The 23,807-nt window shown below is 43.6% G+C and carries 22 protein-coding genes and 2 tRNA genes; 4 read left to right on the forward strand and 20 right to left on the reverse strand.

Annotated features, from left to right (window positions below; all coding sequences use genetic code 11):
- Nucleotides 1-133: 133 nt before the first annotated feature.
- The gene (locus tag EO95_RS14935; RefSeq protein ID WP_048135971.1) at nucleotides 134-1,168 is read right to left on the reverse strand and encodes a uroporphyrinogen decarboxylase family protein; all 1,035 of its coding nucleotides are present in this window, start codon (nucleotides 1,166-1,168) and stop codon (nucleotides 134-136) included.
- Between the two features lie 73 nt (nucleotides 1,169-1,241).
- Nucleotides 1,242-2,036: a corrinoid protein gene (locus EO95_RS14940; protein ID WP_048135972.1), complete on the reverse strand. Its 795-nt coding sequence runs from the start codon at nucleotides 2,034-2,036 to the stop codon at nucleotides 1,242-1,244.
- Nucleotides 2,037-3,036: 1,000 nt separating this feature from the next.
- Between EO95_RS14940 and EO95_RS14945 the strand changes: the two genes are divergently transcribed.
- Complete coding sequence (locus EO95_RS14945; RefSeq protein WP_048135974.1) at nucleotides 3,037-4,536, forward strand: hypothetical protein; 1,500 nt, start codon at nucleotides 3,037-3,039, stop codon at nucleotides 4,534-4,536.
- Nucleotides 4,537-4,634: 98 nt separating this feature from the next.
- Here the strand turns inward: EO95_RS14945 and EO95_RS14950 are convergent, their stop codons facing one another.
- The 16 genes from EO95_RS14950 to EO95_RS18825 all read right to left on the reverse strand — a co-directional run bounded on the left by EO95_RS14950 (nucleotide 4,635) and on the right by EO95_RS18825 (nucleotide 19,940).
- A complete protein-coding gene (locus tag EO95_RS14950; RefSeq protein ID WP_048135976.1) occupies nucleotides 4,635-5,090 on the reverse strand; it encodes a DUF1699 family protein in 456 nt (151 codons plus the stop codon).
- Between the two features lie 158 nt (nucleotides 5,091-5,248).
- Nucleotides 5,249-7,555: a carbamoyltransferase HypF gene (gene hypF / locus EO95_RS14955; protein WP_048135978.1), complete on the reverse strand. Its 2,307-nt coding sequence runs from the start codon at nucleotides 7,553-7,555 to the stop codon at nucleotides 5,249-5,251.
- Nucleotides 7,556-7,684: 129 nt separating this feature from the next.
- Complete coding sequence (locus EO95_RS18095) at nucleotides 7,685-7,858, reverse strand: hypothetical protein (protein ID WP_048135980.1); 174 nt, start codon at nucleotides 7,856-7,858, stop codon at nucleotides 7,685-7,687.
- Nucleotides 7,859-7,864: 6 nt separating this feature from the next.
- Complete coding sequence (locus tag EO95_RS14965) at nucleotides 7,865-8,497, reverse strand: V-type ATP synthase subunit D (protein ID WP_200895057.1); 633 nt, start codon at nucleotides 8,495-8,497, stop codon at nucleotides 7,865-7,867.
- A gap of 5 nt (nucleotides 8,498-8,502) precedes the next feature.
- A complete protein-coding gene (locus tag EO95_RS14970) occupies nucleotides 8,503-9,885 on the reverse strand; it encodes an ATP synthase subunit B (RefSeq protein ID WP_048135984.1) in 1,383 nt (460 codons plus the stop codon).
- A gap of 2 nt (nucleotides 9,886-9,887) precedes the next feature.
- A complete protein-coding gene (locus tag EO95_RS14975) occupies nucleotides 9,888-11,624 on the reverse strand; it encodes an ATP synthase subunit A (RefSeq protein WP_048135987.1) in 1,737 nt (578 codons plus the stop codon).
- Complete coding sequence (locus tag EO95_RS14980) at nucleotides 11,615-11,917, reverse strand: V-type ATP synthase subunit F (RefSeq protein ID WP_048135989.1); 303 nt, start codon at nucleotides 11,915-11,917, stop codon at nucleotides 11,615-11,617. The genes EO95_RS14975 and EO95_RS14980 overlap by 10 nt, the downstream gene beginning before the upstream one ends.
- The gene (locus EO95_RS14985) at nucleotides 11,917-12,999 is read right to left on the reverse strand and encodes a V-type ATP synthase subunit C (protein ID WP_048135992.1); all 1,083 of its coding nucleotides are present in this window, start codon (nucleotides 12,997-12,999) and stop codon (nucleotides 11,917-11,919) included. The genes EO95_RS14980 and EO95_RS14985 overlap by 1 nt, the downstream gene beginning before the upstream one ends.
- A 6-nt stretch (nucleotides 13,000-13,005) precedes the next feature.
- Complete coding sequence (locus EO95_RS14990; RefSeq protein ID WP_048135994.1) at nucleotides 13,006-13,557, reverse strand: V-type ATP synthase subunit E; 552 nt, start codon at nucleotides 13,555-13,557, stop codon at nucleotides 13,006-13,008.
- A 199-nt stretch (nucleotides 13,558-13,756) separates the two neighbouring features.
- Nucleotides 13,757-14,005 carry a hypothetical protein gene (locus EO95_RS14995; protein WP_011024042.1) on the reverse strand — a complete coding sequence of 83 codons (249 nt, stop codon included), beginning with the start codon at nucleotides 14,003-14,005 and terminating at the stop codon, nucleotides 13,757-13,759.
- 4 nt (nucleotides 14,006-14,009) lie between these two features.
- The gene (locus tag EO95_RS15000) at nucleotides 14,010-15,959 is read right to left on the reverse strand and encodes a V-type ATP synthase subunit I (RefSeq protein ID WP_200895058.1); all 1,950 of its coding nucleotides are present in this window, start codon (nucleotides 15,957-15,959) and stop codon (nucleotides 14,010-14,012) included.
- Nucleotides 15,952-16,281 carry an ATP synthase archaeal subunit H gene (ahaH, locus tag EO95_RS15005; protein WP_048135999.1) on the reverse strand — a complete coding sequence of 110 codons (330 nt, stop codon included), beginning with the start codon at nucleotides 16,279-16,281 and terminating at the stop codon, nucleotides 15,952-15,954. Before ahaH ends, EO95_RS15000 begins: the two co-directional genes overlap by 8 nt.
- 964 nt (nucleotides 16,282-17,245) lie before the next feature.
- A complete protein-coding gene (locus EO95_RS15010) occupies nucleotides 17,246-18,427 on the reverse strand; it encodes a radical SAM protein (protein WP_048136001.1) in 1,182 nt (393 codons plus the stop codon).
- Nucleotides 18,428-18,566: 139 nt separating this feature from the next.
- Nucleotides 18,567-19,454: a geranylfarnesyl diphosphate synthase gene (locus EO95_RS15015; protein ID WP_048136003.1), complete on the reverse strand. Its 888-nt coding sequence runs from the start codon at nucleotides 19,452-19,454 to the stop codon at nucleotides 18,567-18,569.
- Nucleotides 19,430-19,810: a cytochrome c maturation protein CcmE gene (locus tag EO95_RS15020; protein WP_048136005.1), complete on the reverse strand. Its 381-nt coding sequence runs from the start codon at nucleotides 19,808-19,810 to the stop codon at nucleotides 19,430-19,432. The genes EO95_RS15015 and EO95_RS15020 overlap by 25 nt, the downstream gene beginning before the upstream one ends.
- A gap of 25 nt (nucleotides 19,811-19,835) precedes the next feature.
- Nucleotides 19,836-19,940, reverse strand: a complete 105-nt coding sequence (locus tag EO95_RS18825) for a CcmD family protein (protein ID WP_082106072.1) — start codon at nucleotides 19,938-19,940, stop codon at nucleotides 19,836-19,838.
- Between the two features lie 1,063 nt (nucleotides 19,941-21,003).
- On the opposite strand from EO95_RS18825, the gene EO95_RS17745 reads away from it, so the two are divergent.
- The 3 genes from EO95_RS17745 to EO95_RS15030 all read left to right on the forward strand — a co-directional run bounded on the left by EO95_RS17745 (nucleotide 21,004) and on the right by EO95_RS15030 (nucleotide 21,447).
- Nucleotides 21,004-21,141: a hypothetical protein gene (locus EO95_RS17745; protein ID WP_156164078.1), complete on the forward strand. Its 138-nt coding sequence runs from the start codon at nucleotides 21,004-21,006 to the stop codon at nucleotides 21,139-21,141.
- 79 nt (nucleotides 21,142-21,220) lie between these two features.
- A tRNA-Gly gene (locus tag EO95_RS15025) sits at nucleotides 21,221-21,292 on the forward strand.
- A 70-nt stretch (nucleotides 21,293-21,362) separates the two neighbouring features.
- Nucleotides 21,363-21,447 (forward strand) — tRNA-Leu (locus EO95_RS15030).
- A 25-nt stretch (nucleotides 21,448-21,472) separates the two neighbouring features.
- On the opposite strand, the gene EO95_RS15035 is transcribed toward EO95_RS15030, so the two are convergent.
- Both EO95_RS15035 and EO95_RS15040 read right to left on the reverse strand, forming a co-directional pair.
- The gene (locus EO95_RS15035) at nucleotides 21,473-21,982 is read right to left on the reverse strand and encodes a phosphatase PAP2 family protein (protein WP_048136007.1); all 510 of its coding nucleotides are present in this window, start codon (nucleotides 21,980-21,982) and stop codon (nucleotides 21,473-21,475) included.
- Between the two features lie 136 nt (nucleotides 21,983-22,118).
- Nucleotides 22,119-23,648, reverse strand: a complete 1,530-nt coding sequence (locus tag EO95_RS15040; protein ID WP_048136009.1) for an MBL fold metallo-hydrolase — start codon at nucleotides 23,646-23,648, stop codon at nucleotides 22,119-22,121.
- Between the last annotated feature and the right edge of the window lie 159 nt (nucleotides 23,649-23,807).

Below are 23,807 nucleotides of genomic sequence, written 5' to 3' on the forward strand. Positions count from 1 at the left end.
GATTGGCCTGAAACATATACCTCAGTTTCGGACCTCAGGAAGAGACTAAAAAATCCATTATTCTTGAGATAGATCTCTTCCTGAGACAGCTTTCTTCTTCAAACAGGTTAATTCGTACTTCTTTCAATGTACATCAAAGATTGTCTGCAGACCAGTCAGCTGCAGCTTTAACCCAGGTTCTGAGCCTGTCTGAAGTACTCAGGGGTGGGGTTCCGCATCCGAGCATGCTGGCTTTTGCTCCGCTGTCGAGCCCTTTTCTTGTTTCGTCAATAATCTGCTCTTCCGTGCCCTCGACCATCAGGAGAGGAGTCACATTTCCGACAACAGGCACATCACCAGCAATCTTGGTGGCTTCCTTCATATTAACAGCCTGTTCCACACTGAGGCATTCTGCACCTGTGGAAGCCATTCCTTCAATGATCGGGACAGTATCTCCGCAGATGTGAAGTTCCCAGGGGCATCCAAGGTGGTGCACAAAGTCACCGATCTCTTTTTCAGCAGGGACGGCTACCTGGTAGTAGAACTCAGGCATTACCAGGTTAGGAGATGCCGATGCATCCGAATAGTATAGTACGTCAGCTCCGGCTTCGACACAGGCCTCGGCATAGATCCTGTTAATCTCCAGGGCTTTCGAAAGCCAGTCCTGCATTTTTTGCATTTGTTTTTCTTTCTGGAGGCACTTGATGCTGAGCATGGAAAGGTTCTCTGCACCCATGAGGTCTCCTGTAAGAGTTATGGGAGCAACGAGGAAAGCAGTAATTGCTGCATCAGGATATTTTTCCTTTGAGAGTTTGATGGCGTCAAGTGTGGTTTTTACATATTTATTTTCAAGGAAATTGTCATATTTTACCTCTTCAGGCTTGCTGAAAAAGCTCCTTACCGAAGGCTGAATATCAACCCTTCCCATCTTCACTTCAAGGCCAAGAGCTGCGGATTCTATGAACATACCAAAAGGCAGCACAATATTATCAAGCCCGGCGTCAGTATGCATCAGGCTTACAGTATTGACCATCATCTCTGCATCGCAGTGATAGTCCGGCCAGGAACTCCCGCTCTTCTCTATATATTCCTTGACCATAGCAGAACCAGTCATCACCGGGACCCTGTCAACAGGTTTTCTGTCGAGCATTGCAAGGACCCTTTCTTTTGAGGTCATCTCAGATACCATGTTTTTTCTCCTTTTTTTACTCCGTTTATGCGTTTTTAACTCTCAGGTCAATTCTCAAACACCTGTTTAAAGTTCAATCCCATCTCACACTTTCAGATGGGAAATTAACAATTGATTCTTTCAGCCAGCTGGCTGCACTGGCTGCATCGTGAGGAGAGACATTTGCCCCTATCTGGGCTGCATACCCGGCTGTGATCGGAGCGCCGCCCACCATCACCAGTAGTTTGTCCCTGATGCCTTCATTTTCAAGTAGATTGAGTACTTTTGGCATTTCGGCCATGGTTGTGGTCATCAGAGTGCTCATGGAAACTGCTGTTGCCTTATTCTCCCTGGCAGCTTCAATGAACCTGGAGGCAGGCACGTCGTTTCCAAGGTCCACGCAGTTGAAACCGTTTGCACTTAGGAGGGTCTTTACAAGGCTCTTCCCGATGTCATGGACATCACCTTCAACCGTTCCTATGACGACTGTTACTGGCTTTGAATTGCTGTTTTCATCCTGCTTCATATAGGGAGCAAGAAGGTCCATCCCGCCGTACATTGCAGCCGAAGCGATAAGAAGCTGGGGCACAAAAGCTTCTCCCTGTTCATACTTTTTCCCGATCAGACTCATACCTGCTGCTAGACCCTCTATAAGAGTCTTGAAAGGGTCTATGCCGATCTGAATTGCCACCTCTGTCCAGCCCCGGGTCATTTCCTCCTCGCCTTCCATTACCAGGAGAGAAAGTTTTTTGAGGGTAATTGCTTCCACATCAGCCCCGGTCTCCAGAAGCTTCTGGGTCAGCTCTTTGATTGTATCTTCGTCCTCATCTTCTGCTGCCTCATCCAGTTCTTCAATTAATTCCTGTACTTCTTCTGGTAGATCATCCATTTTTATACCTCTGGTTCGATTTGCTCATTAATATCCCGAATTTGACAGAATAATACATATTATAATGTATTAATGGGCTTCAGGATTCTGTTTTCCTCTTACAATTCAAAGTTAGATCGTGTGTTTTTGGATAGTGACATTTGTCATTATTCAAACAGCATTGTGCCGCCACAATACGTTTGTAGAGAGGAAAGACTGAATTAGTTAGTAGAATCTGTCAAATTTGGGCAATATTCCACAACGAATAATATTCCACAATTATTGATACTCCATATTGCATCTGAAGCTGTACAGGGTAAAGATCCGGATCTTTTCCTTCTTCCAACAGAAAGCAATTAAATATTGTTTCAAAAATAGATATACTAACCGTCATCGTAAAAACTCATAACTTTAATAAAAAGACGGTCCTGATAAAAAAATCACTGTATATATTAAAAATTATATATATCCAATATAAAGAGCAATCATTTAAAAAACAAAGAACCCCTGAAAAATAAACAGGTTAATTTTTGAAGTATCTCTCTATAAAACCTTCAAGCTTTGATGAATTAATAGCCCCATTTATAATATCAACGACGTTGATTTTCCAGCATGGTGTTGATTTTCGGTCTGAGATTGAATTCCAAATAGAACTATAAATATAAATTTCAGATTTATATTTAGTAACTGACCTCCCTCACAGTTACAAAGTATATATAAGTATCGAGAAGAGAACGGATATTCGGGCTTCAGCCTGCTGTTTTAAGTCATATTCTTCAATTTGAGAACCTTTTAGTAGGCATTCGAGGACCTTTTATTATGCTCCAGAGTTTTCGGCAGTGCAGACAGCCCTCCAAAATAAAAATTCCTTACAGATAATAACCTGGCGTGTCGGAGAATACATCTGATGTTTGCAAATCACTTACTCTCTGCTCTATAAAATTAATAGGAAATAACATAACTTTTATTAAATGTTATACTTATTATATCCCAGAAACTAAGACTGTTGAGAGGCCCATGCATGGAAGACCCTGTTGTTGCAAAAATAAAAAACAAGTTTGATAAGAAAGGAAATCCGGTAAAGATTCCACTTATGAGCGGGAAGCAGTTCTTCGAAGCCCGAGCTGAAGAAGACGGAATCTACGTTGATAACCTGAAAAATCAGCCATTTCTCCCCTGGAAGATATTTTCCGAAGCCATTAATTTTTTGCAGGAAAATGGGGGGCAGGCGAAGAAAGGAAATGCAACAAACTCCAGGCTGGGAGATCCTAACCTTGATCTGAATACTATGGAAGGTTATATTGCCAGTAAAGTCTACGGCTGCAAGATAGGAGATAGCGTATTTAAGAGGATGACGCCAATAGCATCAATTCTTGCCTGGGCTGAAATCTGTGAAAACACAAGAGGACAGCTCTGCCTTCTTTCGGAAATAAAAGAACTTCAAACCTCTGAGTCCAAAAAAGATCGTCCTGAAAAAGATATTTCTTTTACTCCATCAATGGAGGAAAGTAAAGAAAAAGCCGAGATAACTTCTCTTTACCCCCAGCTCTCAAACAGAGATACCGAGTTAAAAAGCCTGGAAATAAAACTTGAAGAAAGCCTGCAGAGAATAAAAGAGTTTGATGCACAGTTCACAGGCAAAACATTAGAACTCAAAGAACTTGAAAAGCTTGTCTTCGAAAAGGAAGGTAAACTGGGGGAACTTGAGAAGGGGATCGTTGAAAAGAACGAACAAATAAAAAACCTTGAGGACAACATTGCTAAAAAAGATGAAGCTGTAAAGAATCTGGAGAATCAGCTTATTCAAAGAGATGAAGCAATAAAAGGACTCGAAGGCCGGATTACTCAAAACAGCAGCATTATTGAAGGACTTAAACTCAAACTGAACGAAAAAGAAGAGGCTATAAGTGTTTTTGAAACGGGGATTCAGGAAAAGGACTCAAAGCTTCAGGAATTCCTTGAAAAACTTGCCGATAAGGATACGGAAATAGGAAAACTTGAGTCAGAGCTGAGTGAAAAAGAAAATGAAAGAAATAGCCTTGATAGAGCACTCAAAGTAAAAGCTGAGGAAATAAGAGCCCTTCATGAAAAATTCCTGGAAAAAGAAAGGACCATGGAAAAACTTGAAGAAAGCATCTCAGTAAAGGATAAGGACCTTAAGATTCTTGCCGAAGAGGTTATTGCAAAGAGTGGGGAAGTAAAGAGTATTGAAGAGAAACTCACCGGAAAAGAGAGAACGATAAACACATTAGAAGCCATGCTTGCCGCAAGCAACGAGAAAGTCAAAAAGCTTGAAAAACAACTTTCAGGATATGAAGGAGAAGAAAAACTGGCAGGGCAGCTCAGGGAAAAAGACGAGTTAATTAAACAGATCAAAGGAACACTTGTAAGCAAAGAAGAAGAAGTTTCCAGGCTCAATGACGAAAACAGGAAGTACAGAATGCAGCAGAAATTTGAAGCTGAAGGATTAAGACAGATAGAAGAACAGAAAGCCTCAAAGAAATGGTGGAAACGCCTGTAAGCCCGAAATTAAAATAGTTCCTTAACAAAAAAACTTCCTTAACAAAAAGACTTCCTTAACAAAAAGACTTTCTTTATATAACATTTGTTTAAAATCGATTAAATTTTGTTCAGTCCAGGCCTTTCGGGGCATGTAGTAAGAAAAGAACTATGAAGCAGGTGAAGAACCATATCAGGGCTGATTTTCCTGAGACTTGTTATCTCCCCGATTATTTCTTCTTCAGTTCTCCCCTGAACCTCCAGTTCCTTTATCTTTTCAAGCACATAAGAAGGTATTACAAAATAATTATTAAGGTCATGCCAGTGCCCGCTGACATCCCCCTTTACCAGGTGAATTCCTGAAGATTCAAGGTACATTTTAATAAATTTGGAAAGTCCATCATAGGAAGATGCAGGAAGCTGAAGAATTTCAATTCCAGGACAGGTCTTGACCAGACTGAAGAGATCCCTGTCCGAGGGCCTAAAAGCAAGATGCACTGCATTCTCCCCGTGTTCCAGGTTAAGGATTTCATCCCTGCTGGTTACCACTCTAATCCGTATACTACCTAGCCCCATTTATGCTCCCACTCCTATGTAAGCATGGATCATTTATTTAATTTTGTATTTCTGTTTTTCGGATCAAATTTCAGTATGTTGAATTAGTAAGCTCCAGATAGGAACCATCATAAGGGCAAAAGAAAATTTCCTGTCGGCGGAATTAAGTGCTTCTGACATCATTGAGTTCCTTCGGAATCTGTTCTAAGCCCGGCTGCTAGAGCCTGCCCAAAGGAAATGCAACCGTCTCCGCACGGAACATGGCGGTGTGTGAGAAATTCAAAGCCTGCTTCCTTCACAATTCCTGCAATGCATGAGGTGATATGGTCGTTGTAGGCAACCCCTCCACTCAGACCGACCTTTTCAAACCCATTTTTCGCAGCGAGGGAGATGGCAATTTCCGAGATTCCTTCTGCAAGGTTCTCTTCAACGGCAAACGCAAGATCCGCAGGGGAATACATTCCCCCGGAGAGTTCATAAACCCCCAGCAGGAGCTCAGTCGTATCAAGTACATGGGCTCCGGATTCTCCCCCTTTTCTGAAAACCAGAGGGAGGTCTAGTCTGTGAACACTTTTCTTTGCTGCAGACTCAAGCTTCATTGCCGGCTCTCCCTCATAAGTCCTCATTCTGCATATGCCCAAAAGCGCTGCAGCTGCATCCAGCACTCTCCCTGCGCTGCTGCTCATAGTAACATTGATATTTCTTTGAAGCTGCTGCATAACTGTAGAAAATTCCTGCCTGCCTCTGGGAAAGTAAAGAGGAAGTTTTTCCAGTTCTGCTTCTCCAAGCCTCCCTGAAAGCATACCAAGAACCATGCGGGAAGGATTTTTTACTGCGAGGTCTCCCCCGGGCATAGGCTGAGACAGCAGATTTCCCAGACGTTCATATCCGAAATACGAGGACCCCAAAAATTCCCCTCCCCAGACTGTGCCATCCCTGCCGTACCCGGCTCCATCAAGGGCAATTCCCAGGACCCGAGAGTCTTCTGGCAGAGAATTGTCCGCCATGAGGGCAAGGATATGGGCGTAGTGGTGCTGGACCTGAAGTGTTTTTTTACCACCCCTGCTCATTGCAAGACGGGTTGTACTAAAAGCAGGGTGAAGGTCACAACCCCAGTTGAGAGGGTCTATACCCGTAAGCCGGGACAGGTGCTGGAAAACCTCAGAATGATACCTGAAGGTTTCCACATAGCTGGTATTTCCGATATACTGGGAGATGTAAGCCAATTTTCCTTTTGCAAGGGTTACTGTCGAGTTCATTTCAGCTCCTACTCCCGCAGAAGCTCCAACTTCGAAAGGCAACTCCACAGGTTCAGGAACAAACCCTCTGGAACGCCGGATAAAAGCCTTCTTTCCGTTCACAACCCGGATAACCGTATCATCGTTCCTGTTTGCAATAACCCTGTTATGCAGCAGGTGAAAATCCACAATCCCTTTGAGTTTTTCAAGTGCTTCTTCATTTTCAACAACCATGGGCCTTCCAGGAAGGTTTGCCGAAGTCATAACGTATACAGAATCCGGCATGAGGTCAAAAAGCAGGTTCTGTGTGCCTGTATAGGGAAGCATGACCCCAATGTTATGCAGGTTTGGAGAAACTGATTCTGCCAGTTTGAACTCCTTTGATTTGGGAAGCACGGTTATAGGGCGGCGGAAAGATATGAGGCATTTCCGACCTGCATCTCCAGGTTCTGCAAAGGACTCGACAACCGTTGGATCTTTTGCCATTACCGCGAAAGGCTGCTCCGAACGCCCAAGTCTCCTTCTAAGCTCCTGCACGGGCTCTTCCTTTCGGGCATTGCAGACGATATGAAAACCTCCGAACCCCTTGACAGAAAGAATTGAGCCCTGCTGGAGAAGGTCAGAAGCTTTTGCAATTGCTTCATAACTCTTTGCGAGCACTTTTCCCTGAGAATCCGAAAGCCAGATTTCCGGCCCGCATTTCGGACAACAGACAGGCTGGGCATGATGCCTCCGGTTGAGAGGATCAGTATATTCTACTTCACATTCCCTGCAAAGAGGAAAATCTGCCATTGTAGTATTTTCCCGGTCATAGGGAAGGGCACGAACTGTTGTATAGCGAGGGCCGCAGTTTGTACAGACGGCAAAAGGATAATGATAGTACCTGGAAGAAGGATCAAAGATCTCCAGCCTGCATTCCTCACAGATAGCCGTATCAGGAGGAATTATGGAATTTTCAAACGTTCCGGGTTCACTCTGAATGATAACGAACTCCGGACAGCCAGAAAAAGAGACAGTATTTATTTCTATATTCGTAATCCTGGCAAGTGGAGGTTTTTTTTCAGGAAGGTCATTAAGGAAACTTTCAAGGTTTGCCTTTTTTCCCTCGATAAGGATCTCCACATGGTTTCCAAGATTTTTCACGTGCCCTGAAAGCCTGTGGAATTTTGCAAGCTGATATATGAAGGGGCGAAAGCCGACACCCTGCACTGTGCCGGTCACATGAAGAAGTCTGGCTTCGTTTTGCATAAGGAAATTAGGATTGATATTCGTCGTTAAAATAGCTTTCTAATAATAAGCAGACCAGAGAAAGAGAAATAATAATCCTAAAAAAATAATATGTTGTGCCGAACTCAGAAAAAATAACCGCCCTGAAGTTCAGGTTACGGTAAAATTTGGAAAGATCGTTTTTAAGATAATAATGAACCCGAAAACCATCATTAGAAGGGAGATCAGCCAGGCTGCCTGCAGCAGACGAGCCTGGTTTTCGGGTTCACCCAGTTTAAGTACCGCTCTTTCAATCATATTTGATTGATCGTCGCATCCTGCCATTTCGAATCAAGCTTGATTTTTCATTCTCTCCTTGACTCTCTTCAGCCGGGAAGTACCCTCCCTTTCCATCTCCTCAAGGGTAAAACGAATGTACTTCATGGTTGCAATGAGATCGGGAATAACTTTGAATTCGAGAGCGTTTACACGCCTCTTGGTCTTCTCAATTTCATTAAGAAGCCTTTTCATTGTTGTTTCCAGTTCTGCAGCGGTAATAATCTTCTCTACCAGATCCTCATAGGCTTCTGCAGTCTCATCGATATACGAGTTTGTACCGATGATACCGTAACCCCTCTCATAGAGGGATTTGCGAACTCCAGTAGAGCTGATCTTTGGCACCACAACACCCATGATGTTATGCCCTGAAAGCTGGATTTCGGGGGATTGTTTTGCTGTAAAAGCAGTTGACCTAACAGCAACCATTCCGTTAACAGCACAGGCGAGATTTATTTTTCCCACGCCGTTTTCATAAGCGGCATCCAGCTCTGTCCTGACGTTCCTTGCCTCGTTAAGAATCTTAAAGAACTCAAGAATAAGACCATCTCTCTTCATCTTAAGGAGCTTGTGCCCACTTTCAGAGAGCTTGATTTTCTTCTTGAGCTCAATTAGCTCCGACCGAGTTGGTTTTACGTCTTGAGCCATGACAATCACTGACCCTTTTTGTGTGCAGGATGGTATTTCTGGATGTACTTGTTGTCAATCCTACCCAGCTGGTTTTCAGGTAGGTGTGCAAGAATCTTCCATCCGACGTCCAGAGTATCTGCAATTGTCCTGTTTTCGTTTCTGCCCTGTGTAACGAAATTCTGTTCGAAGAGGTCGGCAAACTCAAGGAATTTAACATCTCTATCAGACAGAGCTTCTTTACCGACGATAGCCACGAGACCTCTCAGGTCACGCCCTTCTGCATAACCTGCATACATCTGGTCAGAAACGGCCTTGTGGTCTTCCCTTGTCTTGCCTGCTCCGATACCGGAGTTCATCAGCCTTGACAGGGACGGCAGCACATTGATTGGCGGATAGATACCTTTTCTGTGCAGTTCTCTTGAAACCACAATCTGGCCTTCAGTAATATATCCGGACAGGTCAGGAATCGGGTGGGTAATATCGTCACCAGGCATAGAAAGAATCGGAATCTGAGTAACTGATCCCTTTGCGCCTTTGACAATACCTGCACGCTCGTAAAGAGTTGCAAGGTCAGTGTACATGTAACCCGGATACCCACGACGTCCAGGGATTTCGTTACGGGCAGCGCCCATCTGACGGAGAGCTTCTGCATAGTTGGTAATATCAGTCAGAATGACAAGAACGTGCATGCCGTGTTCATATGCTAGATATTCAGCTGCAGTCAGAGCCATACGCGGAGTGACGATACGTTCGACAGCAGGGTCATCTGCCAGGTTCAGGAACACCACAGCCCTTTCAAGAGCCCCGGTCTTTTCGAAGTCGCTCATGAAGTACTGGGCTTCTTCATTGGTAATACCCATTGCTGCGAAAACTACTGCGAAAGCCGCTTCTGATCCAGGCACAGCCGCCTGCCTTGCGATCTGCAGGGCGATTTCGTTGTGTGGGAGACCTGAGGCGGAGAAAATAGGCAGCTTCTGTCCACGAACCAGGGTGTTTGTTCCGTCGATTGTGGAGATACCAGTCTGGATGAAATCCTTTGGAGGCAACCTGGCATATGGGTTCATTGCAGCTCCGTTGATGTCCAGAAGCTGGTCAGGCACAATCCTGGGCCCGCCGTCAAGAGGTTCTCCTGAACCTGAAAGGATCCTTCCGAGAAGGTCGATGGATGCAGGGAGCTTCAGGGTTTCCCCTGTGAAGACTACACCACAATTCTTGTCCAGACCAGTAGTACCTTCAAAAATCTGGATAACCACTATGTCCGCTGAAGAGTCCAGCACTTCGCCTCTGCGGGTGGTTCCGTCAGGCAGGTTGACAGTAACGATTTCTTTATAGCCTACAGGCTCTGTTTTTTCAACAAAGACTAGAGGCCCTGCAATCTGAGTTATTGTCTTATATTCTTTTACCATGTTTACCTACCTCTCAGGGATGCAAACTCTTTATCCATCTTTGCCAGGACAGCATTCATAGAAGCATCGAAGTTCTCCTCAAACTTGACCTTGGGAAGCTCATTTTTGGAGTCCATCTTGATAATTTCCGAGACGGGAACACCTGATTTCAAAGCTTCCTGTGCAGCATCACCGAACTTCATGATTGCCTGCATGATCCTGTACTGCTCAGAGAATGGACTGTAGGTATCTATTGGGTGGAATGCGTTCTGCTGCAAGAAGATTTCCCTGATCATACGGGTAATTTCAAGCAAAAGCTGCTGATCGTCTGGCAGAGCGTCGGAACCTACGAGCTGCACGATTTCCTGCAGTTCGGATTCTGTCTGAAGCATCCCCATTGCCCTTTCCCTCATAGCCACATAATCAGGAGCTACGTTATTTGTAAACCAGTCGTTAAGGCTTTCCTTGTACAGACTGTAACTGTTCAGCCAGTTGATAGCCGGGAAGTGACGTCTCTGAGACAGCTTGGCATCGAGAGCCCAGAACACTTTCACGATACGCAGGGTGTTCTGCGTAACAGGCTCTGAGAAGTCACCGCCAGGTGGAGATACTGCTCCAATGACAGTAATAGAACCTTTCGCACCGTTGAGAGATTCAGCAACACCGGAACGCTCGTAGAACTCGGCCAGCCTTGCAGACAGGTATGCTGGGTAACCTTCTTCACCAGGCATTTCTTCCAGACGGGAGGAAATTTCTCTCATAGCTTCTGCCCACCTGGAGGTGGAGTCTGCCATAAGGGAGACGTCTAATCCCATGTCACGGAAGTATTCTGCAATGGTAATTCCGGTGTACACAGATGCTTCTCTTGCAGCCACAGGCATGTTTGAAGTGTTAGCGATAAGAACAGTACGCTCCATCAGTGGGCGGCCTGTCTGAGGGTCTTCGAGTTCAGGGAATTCGCTCAGAACGTCTGCCATCTCATTTCCGCGCTCACCACAGCCGATGTAGACCACAATTTCAGTGTCACTCCACTTTGCAAGCTGCTGCTGAGTAACAGTCTTTCCCGATCCGAAAGGTCCGGGGATTGCAGCAGTTCCGCCTTTTGCCACAGGGAAAAGCCCGTCAAGGATTCTCTGTCCTGTAACCAGAGGCTTATCTGGAGTAAGTTTTTCCCTCACAGGTCTGGGTCTCCTGACAGGCCACCTTTGCATCAGCTGCAATTCGGTCCCATCAGTGAGGGTACAGACTGTGTCTACTACCGTAAAGTTCCCGCTCTTGATGTCGGCAACTGTACCGGAGATGTCGGGAGGCACCATGATCTTATGTTCAATATTCACGGTTTCCTGTACAACACCGATTACTTCTCCGCCTTTTACGGAATCGCCCTTTTTGACAATGGGTTTGAATTCCCAGAGTTTCTTGTGGTCAAGCCCATCTGCAGTAACACCTCTGCCAATGAAACCGCCCGTACTTGCAAGCAGGACGTGCAGAGGCCTCTGAACCCCATCATAAATACTAGAAAGAAGACCCGGACCAAGTTCCACGGATAGAGACGAACCTGTAGAATAACAGGGCTCTCCGGGCTTGATGCCTGCGGTCTCTTCGTATACCTGGATGATGGTCTTGGGCCCTAATATCTGGATGACTTCACCCATTAAACCTTCATTACCGACTTTGACCAGGTCATACATTTTTGCCTGCAAGCCGATGGCGGTGACGACAGGCCCAGACACACGATAAATTTCACCTTTTACTTCCACAGATCAACACCTACCGCTTGTTTTATCTTATCTCTTAAACTCGAGCCCGCTCCGCTGCCTCCAAGAGCTACTACTGTGGGCTGGACAGACTCATTCAAGTTTTTCCTTAAAAGTTCCGGCAGATTACCAATGTCATCATTATGCATTACAAGAATCCCGATACTCTTATCTTCAAGCACCGATTTTACCGCGGACTCAGTGGTTGGGACATCAACGACTTCATAGACTTTTCTGATACCCGCCAGCCTGAATCCAGTGACAAACTCGCTCTTTCCGATCACTGCTAATTCCATTAGATAACCACCAACTGGTCTTTAATTAGTGTATCATCGAGACCAGCCTCCTTGCCTCTGAAAATAATCCGGAGGTTGTTGGCCTCATTACTTTTATGGATAATATAGTCCATAATAGTTACAATTGAGATCGGAGATACATGCGAATAAGTGGTTGCAGATTCAAGAGAGTACCTTATGAGCCTGCTTTCAACGATAGTCAGAGAAGCCGTCTCCAGACCCTCGACACTTGAAATTGCATCCCAGTAATGAGTTTTTCGAAGTTCATCGATAAACTGTTCATAAGGAAGCGGTGCCAGTTTCTCGGACTTCAGCTCCAGGCCACCTTCGATCATAAGGGGCATGATCTCATCAGACTTCTCGACTCCTGCTCTTTTCAACCTGAAAAGGGTACCCAGGTTCTTGACATCGACTTCGAGTTTGATGAATCTGACAAAGAGTTTACGGTCCTTGGATCTTGGTTTTCCGATTGCATCAAACAGGCTTGAATAATACGCCTTGTCGAGCTCGTTTTCTATATATGCCAGGTTGGTCCCGTCAAACTCCTGCAGCAGGGGATAGTAGTCGGTCTCTTTCAGGGCATCAATGACTTCCTGATATGTGGCCTTGGCTGCAAGTTCTGACAGGAGGGTATAGGTAAACTCCCCGGCAGAAATCAGAGACTCGAGGATGTCCTCAACGGGTGCATTGTAAATTTTACCACGGAGAAGCGTTTTTATATTCCAGATGTCATATCTTTTAAGATATGCAGTGATCAGGTAGTTCAATTCTCCTGAGGTGATCCTGAGCAACTTATCATAGGTGAGCGCAAGATTCCTGTTTAATGCATGTTCTGCCAGATCGCCACCGCTGTATTTCATTGCCAGTTCGTCAACGTCGTTTTTGTATTCAGATTCCTGGATAAAACGGGTGATTTCATCAATCCCCATATTGAGAAGCCGTGGATACGTTTCTTTAGGAAGCAGCTTACTCTTCATCGCACGGACACGGGTTACGGCATAAGCATAGTTAGAAGTGCCTTTTTTCTTCTTATCGGATTTTCGGGAGGGTTTTGTCCCCCAGAGTCTCTCCAAAAGCCGCATCGAACATCACCCGTATAGATTATCAGATATCTGCTTCAATGAACGCTCATACACGTTTTTCAGGATTGAATCGTATGTGAAATCTAACCTGATTGTCCCGTCTTCGTTTTCAATAACAACGCCGCCGATACAGTCTATATTACCAGAATAACTTAATGAAGATAATTCCCGGGCAGTCTCTTCAGAAGCCTTAGAAGAATAAATTCTAGCGCCGCTAGCTTCATATTTGGTGATAATATGCTTCAATAGCTCTTCTTTTTTGGACGCCGGCATTGACTTGATGCTTTCAACGGTCTGGCTATAAACTTTATCTAGAAGTTCCTTGCGCTTATTAAGCGTAATTCTTTTTACTTCCAGGTTTGCACTTGAGATAACCTGCTGGTGCAGCTTTTGGAGGTCCTCTTCCACCTTGGCAAGGCTGTCCCCGAGCATCTTCTTCTGTACTTCTTTAGCCTCATTAGTAATCTCGGATGCCTTTGCATCGGCTTCGGTTTTTATACGGGAAACCTCGGCTCTTGCACCCTCCTGGATGTCTTTTATAACGATCTCTAGTCCCATGCTTACACCTCCAAATAAATATAGAGCAAAAAAGTGCTCTAAAGCTTAGAGCAGAAACTCTAAGCTTCTTAGAGTGCAACGATACCTAAGGGGAAACTTAGAGCACAGAATCACTCCAGCTCTGCCTGGTAAGGAAAAAACACCCAGAGAAGCTCAGAGTGATGCTCTAAGAAATTTAAGAGCGGAATTCGCTCTTAAATTAAGCAGAATTGATAAGCAATGCAACGACAAGACCGAAGATAACGATGGTTTCAGGAATGACAGTAAGGATAAGTCCCTTACCGAATAACCCTTCGTTTTCTGCCATAGCGCCGATTGCTGCGGTGCCGATTTCCTTTTCAGCCCATGCAGATGCGAGCCCAGTTACTGTGATTGCGAGTGCTGCACCGAGTGCTTTCATTCCATCTGCGTCCAGGAAAGGTCCACTGATTAATTCTTCTCCTACCATGTTTTTATTCCTCCGTGTATTTTCTTATGTATCCGAATGGGTTGTACTTTCTGCCCCCGCCTTCGTAGAATTTTCCGAAGAACTCTACGTACTGCAATCTGAGTGCATGCAGTCCGGGAGCGATGATACTCAAGACAGAGTTAAGGCCATGTCCGAGTATAAACACGAGTATTGCAGCTACTGCTAAGAAACTGATCTTGGAGTGATCCACCCAGATCATTTTAAAAGCAATATCATTGACCGTTGAAGCGATGTAAATCGAAGACAGACCAACTGCGATAATACGGGCATAAGACAATGCATTACCCATAAGAGATGGCAACTCAATCGGGCCTTTGATACCTTCACCTATGGTGAGCATCACAATTCCGAGAACCAGAATACCAGCACCAACGTAAGTCAGTCCTGAATTGCCGCCAAGGTAGCCGATTGCTGCAACGAGTACACCGAGCTGAATAACAAGCCAACTGCCTTTTTCAAGAACTGCATGCTTTATTCCGTGGTGCCTTGCGATGTTTGAAAATCCGAGAAGGTACCCGAGATTCAGTTGAAGCAGTCCTATTACGACAGTTGTTGCAATCATAGTCATTACCATGTGAGTTCTGTGGACAGGGAACGTAAATTCCTCGCCACCGAGCCCTTCAAACAGAACAATAGTTTCCCAACCCGGAATCAGGCCTGGAAGTACACCATGTGCTGTATGAAGACTTGCTAACGAGAATCCTAAGAACTCGCCATAAATAATTCCGAATATAAATGTTGATATCTGACAATAGATCAGAATATCCATGAGAGGCTTCACCGCATCTGACTTTACTGCTTTTTTGATAGCCAGTGCAATTGCTCCCAGTATCATTGCATATCCGATGTCTCCGAGAATCAGCCCATACATCAGTGGGAAAGTTATTAAGATCACTGAGGATGGATCGAGTTCAGTATACTTGGGCCTGGAGTACAGGTCCATGATCTGCTGCATCGGCGCTGCTATTTTTGAGTTGTTGTATTCAACAGGGACATGCTCCTCTTCCTCTTCATCAATTTCGAGGCTTGTGACGTATGCCTTGCCATTAGTGGCACTGTTGACTGTACTGACAACTTTATCATAATTCTCGGTTGGAGTCCAGCCTTCGATTATGAATGTGTTTGCAGATGTAGCTATCCTTAGAGGCAATTCTGCCTTCTGACTCTCGATGCTCAAGACCTCGTCACTTGCAAGGATGAAATCGGTATACTTGACTTTCAAGGATTCGATATCAGCCCTTAAGGACTCGGTCTTTCTGGTGACTTCGGCTTCTTTCTGTTCGATAAATCTTAACAGCTCGCTTGGGACACCACCTCTTTCCGGAACTCTGAGATCTCTGAATCCAAGACTCTGAAGTAATTCGTAGACTCTGTCGGCATCGTTTTTGGCTACAAACAGTACAACCGCTTTTGATTGAGGGTCAAAGTACAGCTCGTAAGCTTTGGTGATGCTCGAAATCTGACTTCCATCCAGGCTTCCTTTTATAGTACCCGCGAAAACCTTAAGGCTCTCGTAGCCACGGTAATCATCAAAGTCGAGATTGATGGACAGATAAGGCAGGAGCTCCCTCTTCTGGGAGTCCAGGTCTTTCAACTCATTTTCAAGCTGGGCAATTGATTCTGTTTTAGTTGTAATTGCCCTGTCCAGCTCATCCAGCTTTGAATCAAGGTCGCGCAGAACAGAGTCAGTTTTCTGAACTACCGGTTCTTTTTTTACAATCCCCAAATAATTGGAGATGGAACGGATCTTCACAAGCTTTTTTGAGACTTCTTCTGCGTTTTTAAATGGCTTGCTGATCTTAAAACCAGACTCGTCCTCGACAAAATCTTCAATATGAAAGAGATGCGTATCATGCAATGAATCGATGGTGTCTTTTAGAATGCTTTTATGCCCGACAATAACGGCCCTTGTCATCTCTTTAGGTCTACTCATTAAGGACCGCCCTCTCAAACTCCTGTACAAGGTAATTGACGGATTTGTCGATATTAGCTTGAGCTTTTTGGGACATGGCTAATGCGTTTTTTTCACCATCGTTGACGATCTTATCTCTTTCCTCCAGGATCTTTTCTTCACCTACTTTAAAAGAGTCTTGTGCAGCTTTATGTGCATCGATTTCGGCCTGTCTCAGGATTTCCCTGGCTTCGGCCCGAGCATCGGAGATACGCTTGTTTTTGGAATCAATGGCATCGTCAACCATTGATTTAGCGCTCTCTTCCGCTTTTTTTATTTCGGATAAGATTTCATTTTTAGCCATGTGAATCTCCGTCTCTCAAAATTTAATATATAAATTAATAATTAAAAATCCCTACTCCAATGGAGGTAGTTAACAAATCCTTCGCGAAAGAACTATATAACAGCTTCGGTTTTATCGAAAAGGATGGGAGTAAACATAATGATTAATCATGATATATAGAATTTGCAGGAAATTTTTAAGAAATTTAAAAATATAAATAACAAAATATATGGTTTAAATCCAAAAGATTAAATAGAACAGTAAAAAATAATTAAATAGAAACAGTAGAATATAATTGATTGGAAAAAAAATACTAAACCCTGCCTGTATAAAAGAAGAGCAAAGCCATGAAAGTAATATTCGAATTAATGTTTTAATAGATGATTTCAAGGTCATTTTAAAATAAATATGAATTTTCAGCTTTGACTTAAGACTTTATAAAATAAGTTGCATACAAGAATTCAGCCTTAAAACACATACAGCATTGTCTTTTAGGTATAAGAAATTTAAAGCGATTTTAAAAAAGAAAAAAATGAATTTATTGAGAGTGAGAGATTGGACAGTTATCTAAAATACATACTGTATATTCACGTGATGCGAACCTTTTTCTCATAAAAATACAGAAATTATTTTGAAGAGATTGACCTCCTGTTTAAATAGATATTTTAATTTAGAATATGCGAACAAAACTCCCTGAATGAGAATTACTGCGTGGGATCCGATGATAAAAGAGAGTGATTTCAGAAGAAGAGTAGAAATAAAGCTTTTGTTCCCCCCTAAAAGTTTAGAATGAAAATGAAAAAATAATAATTAAAAAATTCCCATCAAGCCCTAAAAATGCAGAAAAATATTACAGGAAGATATGACGGGAGAAAGAGACAAAAGAAGAAGTAAGGTCAAAAAATCCATGAAAAGAAGAAACCCCAAAGGGAGCAAAAAAGCCAGAAATAAATATATGCCCCTTTAAAAGGGCATTAAAAAGGAATTACTTAAGCTTATAAGGAATTTTGGCCCCTTTCGGAATGGTATGTATATACTCCTTCCGGAAGTCAGGGTTTCGCATCATGCAATAGGCTGCGTCATCTTTCTTGTAGGCATTGTGCTTCCCCATGCGTTTCCAGATAGTTTCCAGAGGCTCTTCGCATATATTGCCAAAAGATAGGGGAGTATATGCACAGGGCATGACCTCTCCGTCCGAAGCGACATGCATCCAGCGCCTGCCGGCAAAGCATCCGAAAAGTTCAGGACCCATAAAATAAGGAAAAGCTGTGACTCTCGGCCCTTCAGGTTTGCTGTTCATGGCTTTCTGGAACGTCTTAAGCCTTGATACGTCCTTTTCACTTATTACCTCATCCTCATGTTCCATCCAGCGCCCCACTGCAATGATCTCATAGATCGACATCTCTTTCATTTCCAGATCGGCTGCAAGGGAATAGAACTCCTCAAGATCATCTATATTATGCGGAGAAACCACCACAAACATATCAGTAAGGATCCCGGCTGCACCTGCATTTTTGATTCCCTCTATTGCATCCCGGTATGCTCCGGCCCTGCCCCTTACACGGTCGTGCTCAGCTTCGAAAGGACTGTCAATGCTGATCCTGGCAGCGTACAGTCCCGCAGCCTTAAGTGCCTTTGCTCTTTCCTCAGAGAGCTTAAAGCCTGATGTAAAACATGTGGCAATCGCCTTTGTCTTGTCTACCCGGGCCACCATCTCAACAAGGTCGTTTCTGAGCATCGTCTCTCCGCCATCAAAGGAAACCATATAGGTCCCAAGGTCCAGACTCTGATCCACGACATTGCAGATCTCGTCCAGGGTCAGTTCCCTTTCCGGCTGTATATCAGCTGCCCCGCAGTGAATACAGCGATTTGGACAGCGGGCGGTAATCCCTATTGAAAACTGATCAGGAACACGCTTTTTTCTTATTGCTGCGATTTCAGCACTTATGACCCGGCTGAAAATAGGACCCGGGATAGGAGGAATCCATGTGGAGAAAATAATCTCGTCTTCACTCACGGAAATGGGTTTTTCTTCAGCAAAAATGTTGTTTATACGTTTCAGAAAAGGTTTTGCAAGCTGGGAAAGAGGGCCCTCTGCCTCGAGCACCATCTTTTCGTTATCTGTACTGGCATTTACCTTAATCACCGGACTATCGTATACTCGCATGGATACACCTGATAAAGTTAGTGTCAAAAGATGAAAACTTTTAGGGTCTAAGTAGGAAACTAGATGGTAGTATTTTTGGCATTTATAGATACAGAAATTTGACAGAGTCAATTCATTTTTCAGAATGAGTAGAACTAAATCAGATATTCTGAATCATGTCTATAGTTATATAATCAGTAATCTGGAAAAGCTTATCCCTTGCCGGACAATCCCGGAATGTTCCAAGGGTTTCTTTTGCGGCACTAACATGCCGCCTTACAGAATCTATAGACTTCTCTAAGGCTTCTTCCTTTGACATGTCCCTCATGTAAATGTGCGGCAGGGTTTCAGACGTAAATTTAGATTCCTTGCCCTCGACCACTTCCAGAAATTCAAGGATGTCATCAACAATCTGGTATGCAGTTCCCAGGGAATTCCCAAAGAAGCTAAAACGCTCCGCAAGAGCCTCATCAGCTCCTCCAGTATAAGCCCCAATGGATGCACTGATTGCGAATAGAGAAGCTGTCTTTTTATAGATGCATTTTAAATAATCACTTTCTCCGAAGTTATCGTCATCAAGCTTCAGGTCGAGAACTTCTCCTTCCGCCATATCCATTCCCGCCGTTCCAAAATCTCGAATTACCTTTTCCCCATAAGGGGAAATGAATGCAATTGATTTTGCAATAAGATAATCTCCACAGAGCAGTGCTCTGGAAGGCCCGAATTTTTCAGGTGCAGAAGGCAGGTTCCTTCGGATAAGCCCCTGATCCAGCAGGTCATCATGAATTAAGGAAGCCGAGTGCATCATTTCAACGGCAAGGGCTGCATTAAGGCTCCGGGAATATGAGCCCGAACAGATCTCACTGACCAGAAGCAGGATAATTGGTCGAATTCGTTTTCCTCCGGAATGACAGACATGCCCAACCATTTTTTTTAAGCCGGAGTCCTCTATTCGGGCAATTGAGTCCTCGATCCCGGCTTCTACATATCTGTATTCTTCCCATTCTTCAATATTCATCAATATTACTCCGTATACTTTGACGGGCATCCGGTAACTATTTTATTTGCCTCAAACGTAGATTCGGAAACCATTGATCCGCTGATGGTCACCTGTTTTCCTTCGGCAATATTGGAAGGAAGGTTTCCTACATAATTCACATGTATCTTAAGGTTTTCATCATTTTCGTCTTTCAGTTCAAATGATGTCATACCAGGAGACGTTTCAAGGCTCCCATCCTCTACAATTCCCATGGCATTTATATTCTGCCCGACATAGCTCTGAGGATCAGAGAGAAGCTCAGATACCGCAAGGTATCCGGCTGAAGAGTCAACTCCATATAATCCTATAAGAAATATACCAGCAATAAACGCAACTGCAAGCAAGGATTTCTTTCTTTTATTCATTTTAAAACCCCGTATAACTCGATCATTACATTAACCTTTTGTTGAACTCTGCATACGTCTTAAGTAATGAAAGGAGGTAGACAAATATGAGGATCCAGCTGATTGCAAACGCCAGAATAAAGGGTTCCATTTGTATCACATCTTTGAGCTATCAGCTTCTCCAGCCCGGTTTTGAAGCCAGGGCAGTGTAAGGGAAGAAAGCTGGTTTTGAGAACTTATGTCTAGCTCTATATAAGAGTATATATTCCTTATCAGAGAAATAAGATTCCCGGGAGAAAAAGAGGAAAAATTAGAGTTTAACCCCCACAGTAAAAATAATAATAGTGATTTTGATCGAAAGAACATAATATTATTTTCACAGTATTATATTATGACATACATAAATATAAATTAGAATTTTTGCAAAGCTGACACATAGAAATGAAGTGATTTGATTTCAAAAAGTAGCAAAAAGAGATGAATTTAGCCAGATAGCCCGGATTTTACAATGACAATAATATCATATTGTAAAATACAGATTTGGAGGGATTTACTCTAAAATATTCATGTTAAAAACCTATCTGGCAGGCAAGCAGGGTTGACAATAGAATAAAACTCTGCCTATAAATTTAAAATATACAATGAACCGGACGATTCGACGGGCACTTTCACACGATTTAATGTTAGTAATCTGAATTTGCAGACTCGAAATTCTAAAAGAATCAATTTAGTAAAACCTGATTTTGTTATTTGCCTTTTTTCCGAAGATACTTGACTGCTATTCTAAATGGCACATTTTCAGCCTTTATATGATGCCTTTTATCGAGATGTCTTTTTATTACAATGCCATTCCAAACAATTATGCAATCTCATTTACCCACCGAATAATTAGGTATTCCGCCTTTACAGGTCTATTTTATCTTGTGCGGGGGGAGGTCTCCAGACGGGGTGGGGGAGGCACATTATAACGTTTGGATAGAAAGGTGGTTTCAAGGATCAAGCATAGTAAGGAGTCTTTTCTTATGGGAGACAGGTCAGTCACGGCACTGCCTGGTACAGAGGAGAAATCAGGAAGGCAATTTTCGGATATTCGGAATAATATAGAACCACATCAACCGAGTAATCAGGACCACCCGATAATTAAGGAAGAAAATAGAAAGAGCTAATCCTTAACCCGGATTCGGCAGGTCTACATTAAAAGGTGAGAATTTACAATGATAACGTTTTTGGGAAAAATATATTACACAATTTCACTTATTAAGAGGGTTTACAATAACAGAACAATATTCACCCATAATTTCATAAAAATAGGAGAAATTAGGGGAAGGGAAAAGGGAGATATGCCACAATAACGCCGGAGTGTATTAAAAAAGTTACAGTGTCAAGCGAAAACATTATATTCAACAAATACCTCTAGAGGTGTTGCAGTTTGCGTTGATGGTCTAGTGGCTATGACTTGGGCCTTCCAAGCCCAAAACCCGGGTTCGAATCCCGGTCGGCGCATTTAACCCTTTTCAAGTAGTTTTAAATTATCTCTTCTCTTATTTTGTAACTAAACAAAGACAACATCATTGCGAGGGTTGCCCAGCCAGGTCAAAGGCGATGGGCTTAGGACCCATTTTCGTAGGAATTCGTGCGTTCGAATCGCACCCCTCGCATTTCTTTTAACAGGACTCTTTTCTTTTATAAAGAACCACCGGACAATCCGGACTTTATCAGTATCTTTTCTACATAAAGCCAGAAAAATCCGACTATGCAGCCCATAAGTGCGCCTACAAGCACATCCGAAGGGTAATGGACTCCGATAAATATCCGGCTTAAACTTACAGAAAAAGCAAATGCCCAGACTAAAAGTTTAAACTTTCCGGCTCTTGGATGCAAAAAGGTAGCCGAAGCAAAGGACATGAGAGAATGCCCGCTCGGCATCGAGTATCCTGTGGTACAGGTCACAAAACGGATGGTTTCAGGTCTTGGAACTTCAAAAACAGGCTTTAAAGCCAGTGCTAAAGCCCAGGAGGATACAAGCAAGGCAAGGAAAAGTATCGTTTCCTGCCTGCCCCTGAAATAAAAGAGAGCCGCAAGAATCAGAAAAAGAAAATAATCGAATTTAAGGCTTATAAATAGCATAACGGGGTCCAGAAAGGAAAAGGAGTTCAGGAACATCAGAACATAATAATCAAACTGAGAAAACATTGACAAGCAGGACCCCTCTTAACTTTGCCGAATACCCGGAGTAAAACCTATTATCTTTAATAAATTAGATTAGTTTCGGCTTTCAAACTATTTATTATTTGTATAGTGCCCATATTTTGCATAGCTGGATTTTCCCTTACAGAGGTTTTCTTACTAGATATCTCTCTGAACTGGAATGCGCGACAAGCTTTCCGCCTTCGAGTATGGATACTGAACCATGTCCGCAGCAGACAAGGCATTTCTTCCCCTTTTGTAAGAGTTTGTTATCAAGTTCCAATATAAGGGAAATGAGAGCGTTTCGTTCTTCTCTTGCAAGGTTGCTGTCTACATTTACCGATGTCATGAGATAATCAGCCAGAAAATTGTATTCAGCCCTCTCCGGGCTCAGGCTCCTGAAGTTGATCACGGCGTCCTGAGGGAAGACAAGCCCTTCCTCAGGGCACAGGTAGAAGATTTCCCCATGCATGTGCCCTCCCAGCCCCTGAAGGGCTTCAAACTCAAGGTCCCCTATCCTGAAGCGAGAAATAACCGGAAAAGCGCCCCTTTTCTCAAGTTTTTCATCCGGAGCTGAGATTTCGGGAAAAAGGATTACATTTGAGGGAGGGGTGAACCTTGAAAAGAGGTTAATCATTTTGGTATAAACCTCTTCCAGGATACAGCCCTGATTGCTGGACCCATAAGCTCTGCTGGTTTCCCGCGTAATTTTCAGGGTTTCGGGGTTGAGGTAAGAGGGAGCGGAAAAATAGCCTGCCGCCCCACAGTGGTCAGCATCTGCATGAGTAATGTAGATTCTTTTAAGCAGGCTCAGGTCCCCAAGCCCGTAGTGCTGAAGCATATTCACGACATCAGGCTGGTATATCCCGTAGCCCGTATCAATCAGGACCCTTTCGTCAGGCGTATCGAAAAGATAGATATTTCCTCCGCAGGGAAGCTGGAAGCAGAAAAGTTCAATGCCGTCCTTTACCCTGACCCGCTGCACATCGGCATAAAAGCCATCTCCTGAAGTCCGGCTAAGGGTTTCCCCGACTTTCAGGATGTTCTCAAAGACCTCAACCGGATCTTTCCGCAGGTTTGAGAGCTCCTGAGCAATATGATTGATGTCGTGCAGAAATTTCATTAAAAAGGTATCTTCTGCGTTTCCGAGATAGTGCCTCAGTTTCTGGGCAAGACGCAGGTAAAAAACCGTATCATCGAGCTTTTCTCCTGTTGTGTCATACTCAACAATCTCAAGCCTGTACTTTGATTTGAGCTGGTTCAAGAGAGCATCTATAAGGCCGGCATTTTCAATATTCAGGCTCACGACAAGCCTTTCAGGATGCTGCCCCCTATCATCAAAATCAAGGGAAGTGATATTTGCCCCTGAAGAAGTGGTGTGATCCAGGAAATCGAATAAAGCTCCGGGGCAGTTAGGGAGATAGACATTGAATTTAAGATAAGTTACAGGCTGCAGAGAGGTCTGAAGGTAACCTATTCTTTCCAGCTCCCCAAGGATTTTTTGATAAGCCTGTGAAGCAGCCGTTACCTCGAAAAAGACGGTGTTCCTGTCGATCCTCCGGTCATACTGGATCCGGTTGATGTTTCCTTCATACCGCGTGATAATCTCAGCTGCCCTGTGCAGTGCTCCGGGCTTATCAGGCATGCAGGCGATAAAAGAGAACTGTTCCATGAAACATCCCCTGAGCAGATAAAAACCGTTTTTCTGATAACTTAGATAAAATCCTGCCTTACTTTAAGCTTTCCTGTTAACGTGAAAAAGGAGGAGAAATGAAGAGGAGGAGAAATGAAGAGGAAGAGAAATGAAGAGGAAGAGAAATGAAAAGGAATA

Source organism: Methanosarcina sp. 1.H.T.1A.1, from assembly GCF_000979295.1.
Classification (GTDB): domain Archaea; phylum Halobacteriota; class Methanosarcinia; order Methanosarcinales; family Methanosarcinaceae; genus Methanosarcina.